At 67.5% G+C, this 15,559-nt stretch carries 18 protein-coding genes; 9 read left to right on the top strand and 9 right to left on the bottom strand.

Translation table 11 applies throughout. The features are described from left to right. Positions 1 to 29 precede the first annotated feature (29 nt). Positions 30 to 473 carry a GFA family protein gene (locus Q0949_RS10795; RefSeq protein WP_299371565.1) on the bottom strand — a complete coding sequence of 148 codons (444 nt, stop codon included), beginning with the start codon at positions 471 to 473 and terminating at the stop codon, positions 30 to 32. A gap of 131 nt (positions 474 to 604) precedes the next feature. On the opposite strand from Q0949_RS10795, the gene Q0949_RS10800 reads away from it, so the two are divergent. Beyond that, positions 605 to 1,210, top strand: coding sequence for a glutathione S-transferase family protein (locus Q0949_RS10800; RefSeq protein ID WP_299371568.1), 606 nt, complete (start codon positions 605 to 607; stop codon positions 1,208 to 1,210). Here Q0949_RS10800 and Q0949_RS10805 read toward each other — a convergent pair. Both Q0949_RS10805 and Q0949_RS10810 read right to left on the bottom strand, forming a co-directional pair. Then, a complete protein-coding gene (locus tag Q0949_RS10805; protein WP_299371571.1) occupies positions 1,192 to 2,373 on the bottom strand; it encodes a TIGR03862 family flavoprotein in 1,182 nt (393 codons plus the stop codon). The genes Q0949_RS10800 and Q0949_RS10805 overlap by 19 nt on opposite strands. Further along, positions 2,370 to 3,701, bottom strand: coding sequence for a mechanosensitive ion channel domain-containing protein (locus Q0949_RS10810; RefSeq protein WP_299371574.1), 1,332 nt, complete (start codon positions 3,699 to 3,701; stop codon positions 2,370 to 2,372). The genes Q0949_RS10805 and Q0949_RS10810 overlap by 4 nt, the downstream gene beginning before the upstream one ends. Positions 3,702 to 3,778: 77 nt before the next feature. Between Q0949_RS10810 and Q0949_RS10815 the strand changes: the two genes are divergently transcribed. Next, on the top strand, positions 3,779 to 4,072 hold the full coding sequence (locus Q0949_RS10815) for an HNH endonuclease (RefSeq protein ID WP_299371577.1): 294 nt from the start codon (positions 3,779 to 3,781) through the stop codon (positions 4,070 to 4,072). On the opposite strand, the gene Q0949_RS10820 is transcribed toward Q0949_RS10815, so the two are convergent. From Q0949_RS10820 to Q0949_RS10830, 3 genes are read right to left on the bottom strand one after another with little or no spacing between them, the layout of a single operon-like run. Beyond that, positions 4,073 to 4,237 carry a hypothetical protein gene (locus Q0949_RS10820; RefSeq protein WP_299371580.1) on the bottom strand — a complete coding sequence of 55 codons (165 nt, stop codon included), beginning with the start codon at positions 4,235 to 4,237 and terminating at the stop codon, positions 4,073 to 4,075. 53 nt (positions 4,238 to 4,290) lie between these two features. Then, a complete protein-coding gene (locus tag Q0949_RS10825; protein ID WP_299371583.1) occupies positions 4,291 to 4,905 on the bottom strand; it encodes an enoyl-CoA hydratase/isomerase family protein in 615 nt (204 codons plus the stop codon). Continuing rightward, on the bottom strand, positions 4,902 to 5,681 hold the full coding sequence (locus tag Q0949_RS10830; RefSeq protein ID WP_299371586.1) for an SDR family oxidoreductase: 780 nt from the start codon (positions 5,679 to 5,681) through the stop codon (positions 4,902 to 4,904). Before Q0949_RS10830 ends, Q0949_RS10825 begins: the two co-directional genes overlap by 4 nt. Positions 5,682 to 5,787: 106 nt before the next feature. On the opposite strand from Q0949_RS10830, the gene Q0949_RS10835 reads away from it, so the two are divergent. The 6 genes from Q0949_RS10835 to lpxK all read left to right on the top strand — a co-directional run bounded on the left by Q0949_RS10835 (position 5,788) and on the right by lpxK (position 12,052). Then, complete coding sequence (locus Q0949_RS10835; RefSeq protein ID WP_299371589.1) at positions 5,788 to 7,320, top strand: DUF2125 domain-containing protein; 1,533 nt, start codon at positions 5,788 to 5,790, stop codon at positions 7,318 to 7,320. An 88-nt stretch (positions 7,321 to 7,408) separates the two neighbouring features. Beyond that, positions 7,409 to 8,758 (top strand): TldD/PmbA family protein, encoded by a 1,350-nt coding sequence (locus Q0949_RS10840; RefSeq protein ID WP_299371591.1) that lies wholly within the window; start codon positions 7,409 to 7,411, stop codon positions 8,756 to 8,758. Continuing rightward, a complete protein-coding gene (locus Q0949_RS10845) occupies positions 8,745 to 9,530 on the top strand; it encodes a 3'(2'),5'-bisphosphate nucleotidase CysQ (RefSeq protein ID WP_299371594.1) in 786 nt (261 codons plus the stop codon). The genes Q0949_RS10840 and Q0949_RS10845 overlap by 14 nt, the downstream gene beginning before the upstream one ends. A 55-nt stretch (positions 9,531 to 9,585) precedes the next feature. Then, positions 9,586 to 9,828 (top strand): DUF4170 domain-containing protein, encoded by a 243-nt coding sequence (locus Q0949_RS10850; protein ID WP_299371597.1) that lies wholly within the window; start codon positions 9,586 to 9,588, stop codon positions 9,826 to 9,828. An 8-nt stretch (positions 9,829 to 9,836) separates the two neighbouring features. Beyond that, positions 9,837 to 11,057, top strand: a complete 1,221-nt coding sequence (locus tag Q0949_RS10855; protein ID WP_299371600.1) for a glycosyltransferase N-terminal domain-containing protein — start codon at positions 9,837 to 9,839, stop codon at positions 11,055 to 11,057. Then, entirely contained in the window at positions 11,057 to 12,052 is a 996-nt protein-coding gene (lpxK, locus tag Q0949_RS10860; RefSeq protein ID WP_299371604.1) for a tetraacyldisaccharide 4'-kinase, read from the top strand. The genes Q0949_RS10855 and lpxK overlap by 1 nt, the downstream gene beginning before the upstream one ends. Here lpxK and Q0949_RS10865 read toward each other — a convergent pair. The 3 genes from Q0949_RS10865 to Q0949_RS10875 are packed head-to-tail and all read right to left on the bottom strand — an operon-like array spanning position 12,049 to position 14,389. Then, positions 12,049 to 13,173 (bottom strand): CaiB/BaiF CoA-transferase family protein, encoded by a 1,125-nt coding sequence (locus tag Q0949_RS10865; RefSeq protein WP_299371607.1) that lies wholly within the window; start codon positions 13,171 to 13,173, stop codon positions 12,049 to 12,051. The genes lpxK and Q0949_RS10865 overlap by 4 nt on opposite strands. After that, positions 13,173 to 13,871 (bottom strand): DsbA family protein, encoded by a 699-nt coding sequence (locus Q0949_RS10870; protein ID WP_299371610.1) that lies wholly within the window; start codon positions 13,869 to 13,871, stop codon positions 13,173 to 13,175. The genes Q0949_RS10865 and Q0949_RS10870 overlap by 1 nt, the downstream gene beginning before the upstream one ends. Beyond that, complete coding sequence (locus Q0949_RS10875) at positions 13,868 to 14,389, bottom strand: DciA family protein (protein ID WP_299371613.1); 522 nt, start codon at positions 14,387 to 14,389, stop codon at positions 13,868 to 13,870. The genes Q0949_RS10870 and Q0949_RS10875 overlap by 4 nt, the downstream gene beginning before the upstream one ends. An 83-nt stretch (positions 14,390 to 14,472) precedes the next feature. On the opposite strand from Q0949_RS10875, the gene mutY reads away from it, so the two are divergent. Beyond that, positions 14,473 to 15,510: an A/G-specific adenine glycosylase gene (gene mutY, locus Q0949_RS10880; RefSeq protein ID WP_299371616.1), complete on the top strand. Its 1,038-nt coding sequence runs from the start codon at positions 14,473 to 14,475 to the stop codon at positions 15,508 to 15,510. Positions 15,511 to 15,559 lie beyond the last annotated feature (49 nt).

Genomic DNA, 15,559 nt, shown 5'->3' on the forward strand with positions numbered 1-15,559 from the left:
TCGCGTCGCGCGCATGCGCGTCCTTTGGATCACGGCTGGCCCTCGCCCAGACCGGCGAACATCGCGGTCACCTGCGCGTCGGTCATCTGATGCCGGTCCGTCCCGGCAAAGCTGTAGCTCTCGGGCTTGAGGTCGATGTAAAGCTCGCCGGTAAAGGCGATGCCCGATGTATCCGCCAGCGTGCCCAGCCCCACATGCATCTCGCCCTGCATCGGACCCGGAGCCGTGACACGGTAGAACAGGCTGCTGCCGCAGGTCTTGCAAAACGCCCGCTCGGCCCAGGGCGACGAGGCATAGATGCTGATGTTGTCGGCCCCTGTGATGTCCATCCCGCCCTTTGGCACGGCCACGGCCATGTACACGCCGCCCGACCACTTGCGGCACATGCTGCAATGGCAGGCCCCGGTTTCGGTGACGGGGGTGGTGATGTCAAAGCGGACGGCGCCGCAGATGCAGGAACCGGAATGGGCCATGGGTTGTCTCTCCTGTCGGTTTGGTGCGGCCCATTCCTACCCCGCCCTGATGACAGAAGCTGACAGCAGCCATTGCAACCGGCCTTCGTGCCTGCAATCCTGACATCCTGACCACCAGGGAGGACCTGCGCATGTATACCGTCATCGGAACCGTCAAGAGCCGCGCGTTTCGCGTCATGTGGATGCTCGAGGAACTGGGCCAGCCCTACACTCTGACCGACGCCGGACCCCAATCGGAGACCGCGCGCCAGCACAACCCGCTGGGCAAGATCCCCGCGCTGGTCGACGGCGAGGACGTGCTGACCGACAGCGTGGCGATCATGACCTATCTGGCGGACAAGCACGGCGCGCTGACCGCCCCGGCGGGCACACCCGCCCGCGCGCGGCAGGACGCCATGACCCTGTGGCTGATTGACGAACTGGACGCCACGCTCTGGACCCACACCAAGCACAGCTTTGCCCTGCCCGAAAAACTGCGCGTGCCGGGCATCACACCGACCCTGCACAAGGAGTTCACCCGCAGCGCCGAACGCTATGCCGGGTGGCTAGAGGATGCGGGCGACTTCATCATGGGGGACGAGATCACGCTGCCCGATCTCTTGGCGGTGCACTGCTTTGGCTGGGCCTTTGGCGCGCAGTTCCCGGCCCTGCCGGACCCGATCAAGGCCTATTCCAAACGGCTGCGCGCGCGGCCCGCCTTCCGCGCTGCCCAGCAGCATCAGCCCGCAGAGGCATAGGCGCTGGCCCCCGCGCCGGCACGCCGACCCGTGGCAAGGCACGCGGTCAAGAGATAGCCGCCCGTGGGCGCTTCCCAGTCCAGCATCTCTCCGGCGCAGAACACGCCCGGCACCGCGCGCAGCATCAGGTCATCCGTCAGCGCCTGCGCCGCGACACCCCCGGCGGTGGAAATCGCCTCGTCCATGGGCCGCAGCCCGGTCTGCGCCACGCGCAGCTTTTTCAACCGGCGCGCCACGGCCACGGCATCGTCCGGCCACGGGCGGCCCCATTCCTGCGCCAGCGCGATCTTGAGAGGGTCAAGCCGAAGCACCTTGCGCAGGTGGTTGGCAAAACTGGCCTTGCCGCGCGGGCGCGCCAGCCGCTGCGCCACATCGTCCACGCTGAGATCGGGCAGGATGTCGAGAAACAGTGGCGCGCCGTCGCGCACGCCGTTGGACACGGAATAGACGCCGCCCCCCTCAAGCCCATGCCGCGCCACCACCCCTTCGCCACGGGATTTGTATGCGCCCGCGCGCCAGGCGACCCCCTTGATGGGCTGGCCCCGGTGGCGGAACATGTGTTCGGACCAGGCCACCGCGATGGCCGCATTGGTGGGCGCAAAGGGCGTCACCGCCACCCCGGCCGCGCGCAACACGTCGGCCCAGGCCCCGTCCGAGCCCAGCCGCGCCCAGCTGGCCCCGCCCAGCGCCAGTACAAAGGCATCATGGCGCACCACCTGCGCGCCTTCCGCCGTGTCGAACCGGGCGACCATCCCGTCAAACCCCTGCCAGCGCCAGCGCGTGTGCCGCGTCACGCCCAGCGTTTCCAGCCGCCCCAGCCAGGCCCGCAACAGCGGCGACGCCTTCATCGCGGTGGGAAAGACGCGCCCCGTGGTGCCCACGAACATGTCCTGCCCGAGCCCCTGTGCCCAGTCGATGATCGCGTCATTGTCCCAGTCGCGCAGCAGTGGCGCCAGCCAGTCCGCCGCCGGGCCATAGGCCGCGATCAGCCTGTCCAGCGCCTCGGCCTTGGTCAGGTTCAGCCCGGATTTCCCCGCCATCAGGAACTTGCGCCCCAGCGACGGCTTGGCCTCGTAGACGGTGACGGCATGGCCCGCCTGTGCGGCGACCTCGGCCGCGGCCAGACCCGCGGGCCCGCCGCCGATGACGCCAACAGAGGTCATTGCGCGCGCGTGCGCAATTCGCCGGTCAACTCGACGGTCCGGTGCGGGTAAGGAATGGTGATGTTGTTGTCCCGCAGCGCGTTCCAGATCAGGAACAGCACGTCGGAAGTGTATTTGTTCGGCCCGTCATCGATGCCGTTGACCCAGAATTCCACCGCGAAATCGATGCCGCTGTCGCCAAAACCCCGCAGTTCGCAATCGGGCGGAAACGGCGAGTCGAGCACTTCGGGATGTTGCGCCACCGCCGCTTCGATGATCGCGGGCACGGCGTTGATGTCGGTGTCATAGCTGACTGAAAACGGCGCCTCGTAGCGGTTGGCGGACCCGCTGTCGGAATAGTTCACCACGCGGGTGGTGATGAAATCCTCGTTCGGGACAACGATCCAGCGGCCGTCATAGGTCTCGAGGATGGCGGCGCGGGCCGTCATCTTGACGATGGTGCCCGCCTCGCCGCCGTCCAGTTCGACATAGTCCCCCACGGTGGCCTGCCCCTCGACCAGCAGGATGACGCCCGAGATGAAATTCGACGCGATCTTTTGCAGGCCAAAGCCCAGACCCACACCAATTGCGCCGGACAGAACGGCGAGTGCCGACAGGTTGATGCCCATGATGTTCATCAGCACCAGGAACGCGACGGCAAAGATCAGGAACTCCACCGCCTTGGCCACCAGTTGCCGCAACGAGGGCCGCATCTCTTCCTGTTTCTGGATAAAGTCGCTGGATTGGCTGTTCGACCACTGGCCCAGCCAGAAAATCACGCCACCCACGGCCAGGAATTGCAAAAGCCACAGAAGGTCAAAGGACAGGTTGCCCAACGGCACCACAGTCGCCTCGAGCCGCGCGGCAACCGTCTCGATCAGGCCCAGCGCATAAAGCGCCGCCATCGGGATCAGGATGTAGCGGCCCAGCAGCTTGAGGAACGGGTCCGACACGATGTCACGCACCAGCGCACGCACCGCAAGGAACAGGAACACCCGCTTGCCAAAGGCAATCACCGCCCCACTGTCAAAGATCGAGCGCACGACGCTTTCGCCGATGCCGGTGAACACATAGGCCAGCAGCGGCAGCAGCAACGGCAGGAATTGCGCAACAAAGCGGCGCGCCTTGGCGATGATGCTGTCGCTCTCACCCGGATCGAGCAGCCGCGACAGCGTCGGTTGCAGCTTGCGCGACACAAGAACGGCGGCGACATAGGCAACGATCAAAAGCCCGAATTGCGACCATGCCGCCGGGCTCAGCAACCACGACAGGGCCAGTTCCCAACCCTGCTGCCCATAGCCTACGATCGTCTGCACGATCTCCGGCTGGCTCTCCAGATCAAACTCCACCCGGTTGCATCCCTTGTCTCATCCCCGACATGCGCCAATTGTCATGGACTGAGCCGCTTCTGCAAGGGATCACGCGCGTGTCCGACCCGATCTGCCCGTTATGTGACCGTCCCATCCCACCGGATGCCCCGCAAAGCGCGCATCACCTCGTGCCGAAGTTGAAAGGCGGCAAGGGCGGGCCGACCGTCCTGCTGCATCACATCTGCCACCGCGAGATCCACGCGACCCTGACCGAGGCGGAGCTGGCGCGCGACTATGCCACGCCCGAGGCGCTGCGGGCGCATCCGCGTCTGGCCAGGTTCATTGCATGGGTGGCCAAGCGCCCGCCCGGTTTTGCCTCCAAGGTGCCGGGTGCGCGGCGCAAGCGGTGATCAGCGTTTCTTGGGCGTGGGCCGCGTCGGTTTGGATTGCAGGCGCTGGTTCACGTCGCCCAGCACCTGCCGCGCCAGCGCCGCCACCCGCGTTTCGCGCGTGGGCACCTTGGGGTCGGGTCTGGGCTTGGGGTCGGGTCGAATTATGTACCGGTCACGTGCCATCGGGCCTCCGTCCTGGCGCGAGTATGGCACAGAACCGGCCCCGGCCCTAGGATTCAAATCCCGGGGCAGAGCGCCTTGATCGCGTGGGCGACCTGCGGATCGGCGGCAACCGTATCGGCACAGAGGTCGCGGGCACGGGTCAGCAGGGCGTCGGCATCAACCAGTTCATCGATCAGGCCCCAGGACAGGGCGCGGTCGGCGTCGATCTTCTGACCCGCCAACAGGATCATCTTGGCGCGCGCCGGGCCGATCAGGGCGGCCATGCGCCGTGGGTCGCTGGGTTGGGGCAGGTACCCCAGCTTCATCACCGGGTAGAAAAACCGCGCCTTTGGCACCGCGATGCGCATGTCGCAGGCCAGCACCATGCCATTGGCCCCGCCCGCAACCGTCCCGTTCAGCGCGGCGATGGTCAGGCCCGGCAGGGCGGCGATGGCACCGGACAGCTCTTCCCACAGGGGCGAGGTGGCAAGGCCTGCGCGCGCGGCATCAAGGTCGGCACCGGCGCTGAACACGCCGCCCGTGCCGGTCAGGATCACCGCACGCGCCGCCGTCGCTGCGCGGGCTGCTTGGGCAAGATCCTGCAACATCGCCTCGGTCAGGGCGCCGGCCTTGTCCGGGCGGTCGATGGTGATGGTCCAGACCGGGCCGGTATTGTCCACGCGGATCATGTCAGGCCCACCCGCGCGCGGATGTCGGGATCGCGCAGCGAGATTTCCTGCCCCAGCCAGCCATCCGCGTCCCCCGAACACATCCACAGCAGCGCGCGCGCGGGCCAGTCGGCGGGGATGTGGTCGGACCAGTCCAGCTGGCTGACCGGGTTGATGCCGCTGGCCTTGATCTCGCGCTGCATCCGGGTGGCGACGGTGCCGGGGCTGAGGCCCATGGCGCGGATGCCCGCGCTCGCGTTTTCCTTGTGCAGGCAGGCGGTCAGCATGGCGGCCCCGGCCTTGGACGCGCAGTAATGCGACCACGCCTCGACCGGGCCGTGGGCGGCGCCCGAACTGATGGTCAGGATCGTGCCGCCGCCTTGCGCGGTCATCACAGGCAGTGCTGCGTGCATGCCATAAAAGACGCCCTTGAGGTTGATGTCGATGACCCGCGACCACGCCGCGGGATCGGCGGCGCCCATATGCGCGATGGGCTCGATCACCCCCGCATTCCCGATCAGCACATCCAGCCCGCCGAACCGCGCCACCGTCTGCGCCACACAGTCGGCCACCGCCGCGTGATCGCTGACATCGCAGGGCAGGGCCAGGGCGTCGGGGCCGATCTCGTCCGCCAGCGCGGCCACCGCATCGGCAGAGCGCGCAACCAGCGCAACCCGCGCGCCTGCACCCGCAAACACCCGCGCCGTGTCCGCCCCGATGCCCCGGCTGGCCCCGGTGATCAGAACCGTTTTTCCCGTCATATCCTGCACTGCGCATCCCTCCGCCAAATCCTGCATGTGCCCTTGTCCTATGGCGCACGGGCGCTTAGGTCCAGCGTTGAGCCTTGACGCACACCGCCCTGTGCCGGACCATTGCGTCACATTCAAACCCAAGGATTCTTCCATGCTCTGTTTGTCGCCGCGGACTTTCTGCACCACCTTTGTTCTTTGCCTTCCGGCCACCGGGGCCCTTGCCGATCTGACCGCGGCAGAGGTCTGGGACGACTGGAAATCGTACATGGCCAGCGCGGGATATGAGCTGAGCCTGACAGAGACGCGCGGCGCGGGCGAAATCACGCTGAGCGATCTGACCATGCGCACCGCATTGGGCGAGGATGCAGGCGACGGCGTCGTGGACATCGACTTTGGCACCGTGCGCTTTGTCGAGCAGGGCGATGGCACGGTGGCGATCGAGCTGACGCCGCAGAACGAGATCGCGATGGAATTCGCGCCCGAAGAGGGCGAGACGGTCAACGTCACCGTCAGCTATACCCAGACCGATCACAGCATGATCGCGTCGGGTGATCCCAGCGCGCTGACCTACAGCTATGACGCCGCTGCCATCGCCATGTCGCTGAGCAGCCTGACAGTGGACGGAACACCCATCGGGCAGGACGTCGCCAAGTTCGACATCACCATGACCGACGTGGCCTATGTGACCGAAACCGGCGTGGATGTGGTGCGGTCGATTGCGCAGACGATGTCCGCCGCCGGGCTGGGCTATGACCTGCGCTTTGCCGATCCCGAGGGCGAGGGGTCCGTGGACCTCAAGGGCGCGATGCAGGGCGTCGCCTTTGCCGGCGCGGGCGCGCTGCCGCTTGATACGGACACGCAGGACCTGAACGCGATGCTCAATGACGGCTTTGCCTTTGGCGGCACGTTCTCGGCCGCAAGTGGCAATTATGACATGTCCTTTTCCGGCCCCGACGGTGCGGGCACGGTCAACAGCACATCGCAGGGCGCGGAACTCGAGGTCGCAATGGGGCCCGAGGGCCTGACCTATGACGTGCTCCAGCGCGATGTGGCGATGAATGTGCTGATGACGGAATTTCCGCTGCCCCTGTCCTTTTCCGCCGCAGAGATCGGCACCGGTATCCAGATGCCCCTGCAAAAGTCGCCCGACGAACAGGGCTTTGGCCTTGTCGTGACTTTGCGGGATTTTGCAGTGTCGGACATGATCTGGGGTCTTGTCGATCCGCAAGGGCAGTTGCCGCGCGATCCCGCCACGCTGGTGGTGGATCTGTCGGGCACGGCCAAGGTGCTCTTTGACTTCCTCGACCCTGCACAGGCGACCGTTCTGGAACAGACAGGCGCCATGCCCGGCGAGTTGAACACGCTGTCCCTGAATGCGCTGACGCTGGACGTGGCGGGGGCCAAGCTGACCGGGTCGGGCGATTTCACCTTTGACAACAGTGACCTGACGACCTTTGACGGCGTGCCCCGCCCCGAGGGCGCTCTGGACCTGTCGCTGGTGGGCGGCAACGGTCTGTTGGACAAGCTGGTCAATATGGGCCTCGTGCCGCAGGATCAGGCCATGGGCGCACGCATGATGATGGGCCTCTTTGCCGTGCCGGGGGCCGGGGCCGATACCCTCAATTCCAAGATCGAGGTCAACGGCGAGGGCCACGTTCTGGCCAACGGCCAGCGCATCCGCTGAGGCATCTGGGGCAGGGTCCGCGCGGCCCTGCCCTTGCACCCATCCGTTCGCACCGCTACCTGACACCCATCCGAGCGGAGCACGTGACATGACCCCAACCGATCTTTCCAGCCTGACCCAGCGCCTGCTTGAGGCCGCGCGCAAGGCGGGGGCGGATGCCGCCGACGCGATGGCCGTGCAAGGCACCTCGATCTCTGTCGATGTGCGGGCCGGGGCGCTGGAACAGGCGGAACGGTCCGAGGGCATCGATCTGGGCCTGCGCGTCTTTGTGGGCCAGCGGCAGGCAAACGTGTCGTCCTCCGACACCTCCGACCGCACGGTTGAGGAAATGGCCGCCCGCGCCGTCGCCATGGCGGCCGAAGCGCCCGAGGACCCCCATGCGGGGCTGGCCGACCCCGCGGCGCTGGCCACGCAGTGGGACATCGACGCGCTGGAACTGAACGACCCGACACCCGAACCGGACCCCGACGCCCTGCGGCGCGACGCGCTTGAGGCCGAGGCCGCAGCACTGGCCGTGGACGGTGTGGAACAGGTGCAGCAGGCCACCGGCGCTTACGGCGCGCGCGACATCTGGCTTGCGGCAAGCAACGGGTTTTCCGGCGGATACCGCCGCACCGACCGCGCGCTGAGCTGTGTGGCGATTGCGGGCACCGGCAGCGGGATGGAACGCGACTATGACGGCGACAGCCGTATCTTTCAGGCGGATCTGCGCGCGGCGGACGAGATCGGACGCACAGCGGGCACCCGCGCCATCGCCCGCCTCGATGCCCGCAAGCCGCCCACGGGCAGCTATCCGGTGCTCTTTGACGAACGCGTGTCGGCCACGCTGATCGGGCACCTGCTGGCCGCCGCCAACGGGGCCAGCATCGCACGCGGCGGGTCGTGGCTGCGCGATCTGCTGGGCGCGCAGGTGCTGCCGCGCGGCATGAACCTGATCGAGGATCCGCACCGCCCCCGCACCGGCGGCACACGCCCCTTCGACGCCGAAGGGCTGCCGACCGCGCGGCGCGCCATTGTCGAGGACGGCACCCTCACGGGCTGGACGCTGGATCTGGCCTCGGGGCGCAAGCTGGGCTTTGCCTCGACCGCCAATGCCGCGCGCGGCACCGCCTCTGCACCCAGCCCGTCCAACTGGAACGTGGCACTGGATCAGGGCACCGCGACGCGCGCCGACCTGATCCGCGACATGGGCACGGGCCTGCTGGTCACCTCGATGATCGGATCGACGATCAACCCCAATACCGGCGACTACTCGCGCGGGGCCGCAGGCCTCTGGGTCGAGAACGGAGAGATCACCCACGCCGTCAACGAATGCACCATCGCGGGCAGCCTGCCCGAGATGCTGAAATCGATCATCCCCGCCAATGATGCCCGCACGCATCTCAGCCGCGTGGTCCCCTCCCTGCTTGTTCCGGGCATGACCCTTGCCGGCAGCTGACCTGCCCCTCCTGATGGACGCCGCACGGGTGGCGGGCCGGGTCGCCACCAGCTTTACCGGCCCCGCCGCCGCGCGCTGGGACAAGCCCGATGGCGCAGGCCCGGTGACCGAGGCCGACCTCGCCGTCAACGACGTCCTGTGCCAGACCCTGCGCACGGCGCGCCCCGGCTATGGCTGGCTGTCCGAGGAAACCGAGGACGCGGGCGACCGGCTGAACCACGACACCCTGTTCATCGTCGACCCGATCGACGGCACGCGCAGCTTTGTCGAAGGGGCCAGGACATGGGCCATTTCCATCGCCGTCGCACATCTGGGCCAGATCACGGCGGCGGCGATCTACCTGCCGCTGCGGGACAAGCTCTATGCCGCCGGAAAGGGGATCGGGGCCACGCTGAACGGGGCCGCCCTGCGCGCCGCAACCGCGCCCATGACCGGGGCCAGCACCGTACTGGGTGCGCGCCCGATGATGGCGCCCGAACACTGGAAGGGCGCCGTGCCCGACCTCGACCGGCACTACCGCCCGTCGCTGGCCTACCGCCTCTCGCTGGTGGGCGAAGGCAAGTTCGACGGCATGCTGACCCTGCGCCGCAGCTGGGAATGGGACATCGCCGCCGGGGCGCTGATCGTGACAGAGGCGGGCGGCACCATCACCGACCGCAACGGCGCGCCGTTGCAGTTCAACAACCCGCACCCCACGCTCAACGGCGTTCTGGCCGCGGGCCGCGCCCTGCACAGCGGTCTTCTGGACCAATTGCGCCCGCACCCTGCTTGACCCCCTGACCCAATTGCGCAAACTGCGCCCACCCTCATATCGCAAAGGACAATCGATGACCCAACGCCTGCACCTCGTCTTTGGTGGCGAACTTGTGGACCCGTCGAAGAACGTGTTCAAGGACGTGGACGACCTGCATATCGTCGGCATCTTTCCCAGCTATGACGCCGCCTATGACGCGTGGAAATCCGAGGCCCAGCGCACCGTGGATAACGCGCACATGCGCTATTTCATCGCCCACCTGCACCGCCTGCGGGACGAGGAAAACGCGGCCACACCCACAGAAGAGCTGGGCTGAAAAACGGGATGCGGGGGTCACTGGGGCTATCGGCCTACCGGACCCTGTCGGGCCGCCGTGCGGCACCGGATTTTGCCCCGCAGCGCGACCGACCACGGGGCGAACTGGTCTGGATCCACGCTGCCGAGCCGGGCAACAACCGCGCGCTCAATGACCTTGGCCACCGGCTGGCCGGGTCGCGGCATGGCTGTCACGTGATGCTGACCGCCGGCGAAGGCTCCTTTGGCGACCGCGGTGCAGAGGCCGTGCATGTCGAGGACCTGCCGCCCGATCACCCCACCACAACGGAACAGTTCGTCGCCCACTGGGCTCCCGATGTGGTGATCTGGGCCTGGGGCGGTCTGCGCCCCAACCTTGTGTTGGCGGCGGCCGACAGTGGCGCGCATATGCTGTTGGTCGACGCCGCGCGCGAAGGCTTCGACGGACGCCGCGACCGCTGGTTGCCCGAAGTGCCCAAGCGGCTGGTATCGCTCTTTGACCATGTGATCGCGCGCGATCAAAAGGCGCATCTGCGGCTGGCGCAGCTGGGGCGCGGGCTGGACACGATCGAACTGGCCTCACCGCTGCACCCGTTTGGCCGGATGCTGCCTGCCGCCGAAAGCGACCTGACCGAGATGACAGAGGCGCTGCGCGGGCGGCCCAGCTGGCTGGCGGCGAACGTCACCCGTGGCGAGATCGGCATGGTGTTGCAGGCCCACGCCCAAAGTCTCAAGGCATCGCACCGTTTGCTCCTTTTCCTGCATCTGGCGCAGGCCGCCGATGCAGAGGCCGCGCGCGCCGCTTTGGCCCAGCGCGGCATGCGCGTGGCCGACTGGGCGGATGGCGAGATGCCCGACGACAATTGCCAGGTCCTGCTGACCGATGGAGAGGATGACCTGGGCCTGTGGCTGCGGCTGGCCCCGGTGACATGCCTTGGCGGATCGCTGCAACCGGGGCACGCGGTGTGCGACCCCTATTCGGCTGCGGCACACGGCACGGCGATCATCTATGGCCCGCATGTGGGCGCTCAGGCGGATGCGTTCACGCGGCTGATGAACGCCGGTGCCGCCCGCATCGTGAACAGCGCCGACACGCTGGGTCGCTCCGTCAGCCAGATGATCGCGCCCGATCACGCCGCACAGATGGCGATGGCGGGCTGGGATGTGGTCACCCAGGGCGCGGACAGCCTCGACCGGATCATCGACCTCGTCCAGTCGCATCTGGACGCGCGCCAAGAAGGGGCCGCCTGATGCGCGCACCGGGGTTCTGGACATCGCCCAGGGGCCGCCGCGACTGGCGCGCGCGCGCCCTGTCCCCGCTTGGCGCGCTCTATGGCCGGGCGACGGCGCGGCGGCTGGCGTCGGGCGCGCGCGACCGGGTGGGCATCCCGGTGATCTGCGTGGGCAACATCAATGCGGGCGGCACGGGCAAGACGCCCACGGTGATCGCGCTGGTCGAACGGCTGCGCGACGCGTTTCACGACCCGCACATCGTCAGCCGCGGCTATGGCGGCACGCTCACTGGCCCGGTCGAGGTCCAGCCCGGCCAGCACCGCGCGGCGCAAGTGGGGGACGAGCCGCTGCTTTTGTCCGCCTTTGCCCGCACCTGGGTGGCGCAAGACCGGGCGGCGGGCGCGCGGGCCGCACGCGATGCGGGCGCCAGCGTGATCGTGCTCGATGACGGGTTTCAGAACCCGGCGCTGGCCCATGACCTGTCCATCGTGGTGGTGGATGCCGAAACCGGTTTCGGCAACGGGCTCTGCCTGCCTGCGGGGCCCCTGCGCGAACCGGCAGAGACTGGCTTGCAGCGCGCCGACCTGCTGCTGTCCATCGGCACCGACGCCGCGCAGGCGGCCTTTGACGCAACCCCTCTGCCGCCGGACCTGCCGCGCCTGCGTGCCGCGCTGGAACCCTTGCAGACCGGCATGGACTGGACCGACACACCGCTGATCGCCTTTGCCGGGATCGGACGGCCCGAGAAATTCTTTGATACCCTGCGGGGGCTGGGCGCGACCCTGCTGCGGGCCGAGGCGCTGGCCGATCACCAACCGCTGTCCACGGCCTTTCTCACCCGGCTGGAAAGCGATGCGCGCAGCACCGGCGCGCAACTGGTCACCACCGAAAAGGACGCCGCACGGCTGCCTGCCTCCTTCCGGTCCAAGGTCATCACCCTGCCCGTCCGCCTGCAATTTCAGGACACGACGGCGCTGGACACGGCGCTCGCCGCCCTGCCCAAACCCGGTTAAGCGTCATCCTCGCCCAGTTTGGGCGCAGGACGGTGCAGCGAAAGCGCGGCGTCCGAAAACCGGATCGGCGTCCGGATCCCCGGCACACCGTCCAGCGCGATCTGCATCTCGCGCGCCTGCACCTGCGGATCGGCGAACACGTCGCCCATGTCGTTGATCGGCCCGGCGGGCACACCCTCCGCCTCGCAGGCCGCCAGCAGGTCCGCGCGGTCCCGCTGCACCGTTGCCTCGGTCAGGCGGCGGGTCATCTCGTCCCGGTTGGCGATGCGGTCGGCATTGCGCAGGAACGCGGGCGCTTCGGCCATGTCCTCCAGCCCGAGCAACCGGCACAGGCGCTGGTACTGCCCGTCATTGCCCGTGGCGATGATGATGTGACCATCCGCGCAGGCAAAGACCTGATAGGGCGTGAGGTTCATATGCGCATTGCCCATGCGCCCCGGCACCGTGCCGCTGGTCAGGTAGTTCATCGCCTGATTGGACGTCACTGCCACGGCCACATCCAGCAGGGCCATGTCGATATGCTGACCACGCCCGGTGGAGGCGCGCTGGTGCACGGCGGCGAGGATCGCGGTGGTGGCATAGACCCCGGTGAAAATGTCGGTGATGGCCACGCCGGATTTCTGCGGCTCACCCTCCGGCGCGCCGGTGATCGACATCAGGCCCGACATGCCCTGAATGATGAAATCATAACCCGCGCGGTGAGCATAAGGCCCGGTCTGACCAAAGCCGGTAATCGAACAATAGATCAGCTGCGGGAACCGGTCGCTGAGGCTGTCATAGTCCAGCCCGTATTTGGCCAGCCCGCCCACCTTGTAGTTCTCGATCAGGATATCCGCGCCGTCCAGCAGGGCCAGCAGCTTGGCCTTGCCTGCATCGGTACGGAAATCGACCACAACCGAGGCCTTGCCCCGGTTGGTCGAATGGAAATACGAGGCCGACACGTCATCGTCACGGGTGACAAAGGGCGGGCCCCACTGGCGGGTGTCATCGCCGCGCGGGGCCTCGACCTTGATGACCTCGGCGCCCAGATCGGCCAGCGTCTGGCCCGCCCATGGGCCAGCCAGAACGCGCGCCAGTTCAACCACCCGCAGCCCGGCCAGCGGCCCCGCTGCGGCAGTCATCAGCTGCCAGCCGCTTCGTCGATCAGACGGGACATCTCGGAATAGTTCATGTTCTGGTAGCGGGTGCCGTTGATCATGAAACTGGGGGTCGAGGTGATGCCATCGGCCTCCGCGTTTTCTTGGTACCATGCTACCAGCGTCCGCAGGCTGTTGGCATCCGTCAGGCAGGCCTCGATCGTGTCGCCGTCCAGGCCCGCCACGCGGCCAATCTTGCGCAGCTCATCTGCGATTACCGCCGGGTCGCCGCCGCCTGCGCGGCTCCACTCGGCTTGCGTGGCATAGAGCATGTCGGTGATGCCAAAGAACGCCTCGGTCGTGCCGGCACAGCGCGCGATTGCCGACGCCCACAGCCCGAAGCGGTCAAAGTAGACCTCGCGGTAGACAAAGTTGATCTTGCCCGTGTCGATATAATCGGCCTTGAGCTGCTTGTAGGGGCCCTCGTGGAAACGGCCGCAATGGGGGCAGGTATAGCTTGCGTATTCGATCACGGTGACCGGCGCGTCCGGGTTGCCAAGGGACATCTCCACCACGCTGGAGGTGTCCAGATCGTCACCCGCCGCCTGCGCATTGGCCGCGCCCAGCAGCCGTTCGACCTGAGCCTGTTGCTGCGGGGACTGGCCGCCCGTTTGCGTCGACGAATACCAGAAATAACCTGCCACGCCGATCACGACGGCGAGCACGGGTAGAATGCGGTTCATGTGCGGTTTCCTTGCTTTTCTTTTGTCAGGATATGTGCGCCCAGCCGTTCGAGGGCTGCGCGCAATGTCTCGTCTTGGACCGGGGCCACGACGGTGCCCGCCGCGCGGTGCATCTCCGGTGCGGGCGGGGTCGGGCCGCTGGCCTTGGGCCGGTGTTCAAAGGCGACCTGCCCATCGGCAAACCCGGTGGCGGCGGTCTGTGTGATGCGGATGCGCGCGATGGCGTTATAGCCATAGACCGCGTTCACCCGGCTGCGCAGCTGGTCCTTCTGCATCTCAAGCATCGGCGCCTGCGCGCCCGTGGTCAGCAGGGTCAGCGTCGCCCCCATGCCGCCCCGGCCATAGCTGACCTCGACGGGCCGCGCGATGGCGGCCACGTCCGGCCCGGCCACCTCTTCCCAGTCGGTCAACAGGCGGCTCTGGGCAAAGCCGCGGCTTTCGCTGGCCTTGCGAATCCGCCCGGTCAGCAGCGTCGCTGTCCGTTTGAACCCTTTTGTTGTGGCGCGCCGGGGGGGCATGACTATGTTCTCCATCACCTTCTTTTGACCATAGCGGATCTGGGCGTGAGCAACCAGCCGTGACAAGCCGGGGATAATAAATCTTGCGTGACCTGAGCGACGACCTGCTGGACTGGTATGATGTCCATGCGCGGCAGATGCCGTGGCGCGTGTCCCCCGCCGACAAGAAGGCGGGCATGCGGCCCGATCCCTATGCCGTCTGGATGTCCGAGATCATGCTGCAACAGACCACCGTGGCGGCCGTCACCGCCTATTTTCAGCGGTTCATGGCGCGCTGGCCCACGGTCGCCGATCTTGCCGCGGCGCAGGATGCGGACGTGATGGGCGAATGGGCGGGGCTGGGGTACTATGCCCGCGCGCGCAACCTGCTGAAATGCGCGCGCGCCGTGGTGGCCGACCATGGCGGTGCCTTTCCCGCCGATCACGCCGCACTGCTGAACTTGCCGGGGATCGGGCCCTATACGGCGGCGGCGATCTCTTCGATTGCCTTTGACCTGCCCTTTACGGTTGTGGACGGCAACGTGGAACGGGTGATGGCCCGCCTGCACGACGAACACACGCTACTGCCCGGCGCCAAGCCCACCCTGACCGCACAGGCCGAGGCGCTGACGCCGCAGGCCCGCCCCGGCGACTACGCGCAGGCGGTCATGGACCTCGGCGCGACCATCTGCACACCGAGGAACCCGGCCTGCGGCATCTGCCCCTGGCGCGCGCCTTGCCTTGCCCGCGCGCGCGGCACCGCGCCTGCATTGCCGAAAAAGACCCCGAAAAAGGCCAAGCCCATCCGCCACGGCACCGTCTATCTGGCACAGCGCAGCGATGGCGCGTGGCTGCTGGAAACCCGGCCCGACAGCGGGCTCTTGGGCGGCATGCTGGGCTGGCCAGGATCGGACTGGGTCGATGCCAGCGCACCGCGGCCCACTGCACCCCCCATGGACGCCGCGTGGACACAGCTGCCAGGCGAGGTGCGCCACACCTTCACCCATTTCCACCTGATCCTCGACGTGATGGTGGCGCAGGTGCCAATGTCCGCGCCCGGCACCTTCCTGCCGCGCGACAGGTTCCGCCCCTCCGACCTGCCCACGGTGATGCGCAAGGCTTTCGACCTGGCACAGAAATGACACGCGGCGCTGCGTCACGCTTGGCAGGCGCGCCCCGCCTGCCCTATGG

This window comes from uncultured Tateyamaria sp. (assembly GCF_947487805.1).
Classification (GTDB): domain Bacteria; phylum Pseudomonadota; class Alphaproteobacteria; order Rhodobacterales; family Rhodobacteraceae; genus Tateyamaria.